Here is a 4,117-nt window from a genome sequence, read left to right as displayed (position 1 = left end):
CCTGGACGCGGTGCGCTCGCGGACCTGGACGGGATCACCGCCCCGGATCAGATCTCGCGCGAGGAAGCCGACGCCGGGCTCGATCGCGCTGACTTCATAGACGCTCATGACGGAGGTCTTCAGCGCGCGCATGTAGAGCTTGTTGGGGCCGGCCTCGTTCCATCCGCGGCGCTTGAGATATTCGTCCACGATGTTGCGGCCATCGGGCTCGAAGACGCGGGTCACCAGGTCCTCGAACGCGCAGCCCCACAAGGTCATGGCCCAGTGATCCCCGATGATGCCGGGCAGTTCGTCGGAATCGATGTCGAACTGCGTGAGAACCGGCCCCAGATGATCGTCGAGCGCGTCATGCAGGTCGTCGGCCCACTCGGGCCGTGTCGCGAACTTCATCAGCCCGGTCAGGTCGTGGCCGCGTTTCATGCCGGTAGCTCCATAGTCTGTCGGTGCGCGGCGACGATGCGCGAAACGGTCGGCTCGCTGACATGATAGAGCCGCGCCATCTCGGCGCCGGATTTTCGTCCGGAGATGACGGACTCCGCGATCTCGCGCCGTTGCTTTTCGCCGAGTTTGCGCCGGCGTCCGCCGATCCGCCCTTCGGCGCGCGCCTGGGCGAGGCCGGCGGAGGTGCGCTCGCGGATCATGGCGCGCTCGAACTCGGCGAAGCTCCCGACCATCTGCATCATCATGCGACCTGCGGCCGTGGTGGTGTCAATCGCCTCGGTCAGCGAGCGGAAGCCCGCGCCCGCCGCCTCGATCCGCTCCATAATGTGCAGCAGATCCTTGAGGCTGCGCGATAGCCGGTCGAGTTTCCAGACGACGACGACGTCACTGTCGCGTAACTGGCCGATCATCTCCAGGAGCTTTGGCCGGTCCCAGCGCCCGCCACTGGCAATTTCCTCGAACACGCGCCTGCACCCAGCCGCGTCGAGGGCGCGGCGCTGGGCGGCGTTCGACTGCTCGTCACCCTTCGACACCCGCGCATAGCCGATCAGATAGGGTGCCCTGGTCAAATCCTGCCTTTCACAAACGGCCGTATCCGGAGGCCAGTGCGGCATGAACGGATTCCTGCGGCCTCTTGTCTTTCACAATCCTCTTTCAGAATCATGCCGAAAGGCAAGTGGTTTTTGGAGGTTCAAAGATGCCCGGACGGATTCCGATGACGACGCGGCAGCGCGCTGCCCTGCTGATGTTGCCCGACGACGAGGCGGCGATCGTGAAGCACTATAGTCTGTCAGGTGAGGACATGACCGCGATCGACACCGCGCGCACGCCCGCCACCCGACTCGGCTACGCCCTGCAGCTTTGTTGCCTGCGCTACCCGGGCCGGCATCTGCGCCACGGGGAACTGCTGCCTGCGGTCATGCTCGACCATATTGCCGAGCAGGTCGGGGTGGATGCAAAGGTCATAGCTGATTTCGCCAGACGCACGCCCACGCGCTACGATCAGCTCGCCGCGATCAAGACGCGCTTCGGCTTCAGCGATCTGAGCCGCCCGCACCGCGTGGAATTGCGGACATGGCTGACAAACGAGGCGGCGAGCATCATCGACGGACGCGCGCTGCTCGGCCGGCTTCTGGATGAGATGCGCGCGCGTCGGATCGTGATCCCGGGTGTCAGCGTCGTGGAGCGCATGGCGGCCGAGGCGATACATCAGGCGGAAACGGATCTCGTGGCCGCGATCGATGGCGGCCTTGGCCATGAGATGCGTCAGCAACTCGACGCGCTGATCGATGACAAGGTGCATGACCGGCAGAGCCGTCTGTCCTGGCTGCGCGAGCCAGAACCGCGTGTCGCATCCGCTTCGCTTTTGGAAATCGTCGAAAAGATCACGCTGATTCGTGGGACGGGCATATCGGCTTTCTCCCCTGATGTTCGCCACGAACCGCGCCTGGGGCAATTCGCCCGGGAGGGTGTGCGCTACACGGCACAGGCTTTCCAGCAAATGCGCCCGGCCCGCAGGCGGGTCGTGCTGCTCGCGACGCTGCGCGAGCTGGAGGCGACACTGACCGATGCGGCGATCGATATGTTCATTGCGCTCGTGGGGCGGGCCCATCTGCGCGCCCGCAAACGGCTCGAACAGCGCGTGGCCGTTTCCGGCCGCGAGGGCCGCGAACGGATGTTACGCATCGCCAGGGTTCTGGAAGCGATCAGCCAGGCGGCCCGGGCTGGCGGCGATGTCGCCGCGGCGGTCGATGCCGTGGCATCCCTCGACATCATCGACGCCGACGCCGCTATCATCCGACGTACCGCCTCACCGCACCGGAACGAGGTTCTGGACGAGATCGCGGCGGAATATCGCGCCTTCAAGCGGATGGGGCCGTCGTTCGTGCGCGCTTTTGATTTCCAGGGCCGGGCCGGAATGCAGCCGTTGCGCGATGCGATGGCGATCCTCGCCGATCTCGACGGAGACTGGCGCAGGGCGTTGCCCGATGACGTGCCGCTTGGCCATGTCGAGCACCGCTGGCGTCGGCATGTCATGACCGCAGGCGGGATCGATCGTACCCATTGGGAGATGGCGACTTACAGCGCGCTTTCCAATGCTTTGGCATCCGGTGGTATCTGGGTGCCGACCGCGCGCGTCCATCGCGCGCTCAGTGTGCTGCTTGCCCCACCGGCCAGCCCCGTACCGAAGCCCGCTTTCTCGCTCGGCGATCCGCACGCCTGGCTCGACGAGAGGGCGGCAAGGCTTGATAGCGCCCTGCGCGAGGTCGCCCGCGATCTGGACAAACGCGATCCCCCCCTTTTTGCCGGCGAGCGGCTGCGGTTTCCGAAAGACCCCAAAGAAGACCCTGGTCAGGATGAAGGGCGGCAACTTGCGCTCACCTGCTACGGCATGGTGCCTGCCACCCGTATCACGGATGTGCTGTCGCAGGTTCAACGATGGACCGGCTTCATCCAGCATTTCGGCCATGTCTCGACCGGTCTGCCTCCCGCCGACGAACGCGCCTTTCTTGCCACCTTGATCGCGGAGGCGACCAACCTTGGTCTGTCGCGCATGGCCGAAGTTTGCGGTGTCGCCTCGCGTCGCGCACTGTTGCGTATGCAGACGTGGCATATGCGCGAGGAAACGTTTCGCGCCGCGCTCGCCAGCCTGACCGACGCTATCCATGCCGAACCGCTCGCCGCCTGGTTTGGTTCGGGGCATCGCGCATCGGCCGATGGGCAGGCTTATTATCTCGGCGGTGCCGGCGAAGCCGGAGGAACGGTCAACGCACATTACGGTCGCGACCCCGTGGTCAAGATCTACACCACCATCACCGATCGATACGCACCGCTTCATCAGACGGTCATCGCCGGGACGGCGGGCGAGGCGATCCACGCACTCGACGGCATCCTCGGCCACGAAAGCAGCGCGGACATCACCGCCCTCCACACCGATGGTGGCGGCGTCTCCGATATCGTGTTCGCCGTCATGCATTTGCTCGGCCTCGATTTCGAGCCGCGCATTCCGCGCCTGTCGGATCGACAACTCTATGGTTTCGAGCCCGCGCGGCGCTATGGTCGGCTCGCACCGCTGTTCGGGCGCCGCCTCGGTCGGGACCTGATCGTCAGCCATTGGGCCGAAATTGCGGAGGTCATCGCGGCGATGCGCGACCGCACTGTCACACCGTCGCTGATTTTGAAGAAGCTGTCCGCCTATCGTCAACAAAACAGTCTTGCTGCGGCACTTCGGGAGGTCGGACGGATCGAGCGCACACTGTTCACGCTGCGCTGGTTCGACGACACCGATCTGCGCCGGACGGTCACCGCCGAACTCAACAAGGGCGAGGCACGCAACAGCCTGGCCCGCGCTGTCGCCTTCCATCGGCTCGGGCGGTTTCGCGACCGTGGCCTGGAGAACCAGCAGACCCGCGCGGCAGCGCTCAACCTCGTCACGGCCGCCATCATTCTTTTCAACTGCCGCTATCTCGGTCGTGCCGTCGATGAACTGCGGCACCGCGGCACACCTGTCGATCCCGCCATGCTGTCCCGATTGTCGCCGCTGGGATGGGACCGCATCAATCTCACCGGCGATTATATCTGGTCCGAGAGCCTCGACCTCGATGCCGATGGCCTCATGCCGCTGCTCATCAAGCCGCTACCGTGAATCTGTGTCCGAATAATGTACAGAGGCCAT

The 4,117-nt window shown here is 64.9% G+C and carries 2 protein-coding genes and 1 pseudogene; 1 reads left to right on the top strand and 2 read right to left on the bottom strand.

Annotation, left to right across the window (positions count from 1 at the left end; genetic code table 11):
* Positions 1 to 420: pseudogene (locus BHQ40_RS24190) on the bottom strand (hypothetical protein); the annotation flags it as partial.
* Positions 417 to 1,010, bottom strand: coding sequence for a recombinase family protein (locus BHQ40_RS24185; protein ID WP_007683474.1), 594 nt, complete (start codon positions 1,008 to 1,010; stop codon positions 417 to 419). The gene BHQ40_RS24185 and the pseudogene BHQ40_RS24190, both read right to left, overlap by 4 nt.
* A 146-nt stretch (positions 1,011 to 1,156) precedes the next feature.
* Between BHQ40_RS24185 and BHQ40_RS24180 the strand changes: the two genes are divergently transcribed.
* Positions 1,157 to 4,087: a Tn3 family transposase gene (locus BHQ40_RS24180; protein ID WP_007683471.1), complete on the top strand. Its 2,931-nt coding sequence runs from the start codon at positions 1,157 to 1,159 to the stop codon at positions 4,085 to 4,087.
* Positions 4,088 to 4,117: the final 30 nt, after the last annotated feature.

Origin of the sequence: Sphingobium phenoxybenzoativorans, assembly GCF_001757355.1 — a bacterium.
Classification (GTDB): domain Bacteria; phylum Pseudomonadota; class Alphaproteobacteria; order Sphingomonadales; family Sphingomonadaceae; genus Sphingobium; species Sphingobium phenoxybenzoativorans.
Note: the sequence above shows the minus strand (reverse complement) of the source record. Positions and strands in the feature narration are given on the sequence as shown.

What these genes read in the sequence shown, in the direction of transcription:
- BHQ40_RS24180 (WP_007683471.1), top strand. Translation starts at nt 1,157, where the DNA reads ATGACGACGCGGCAGCGCGCTGCCCTGCTGATGTTGCCCGACGACGAG.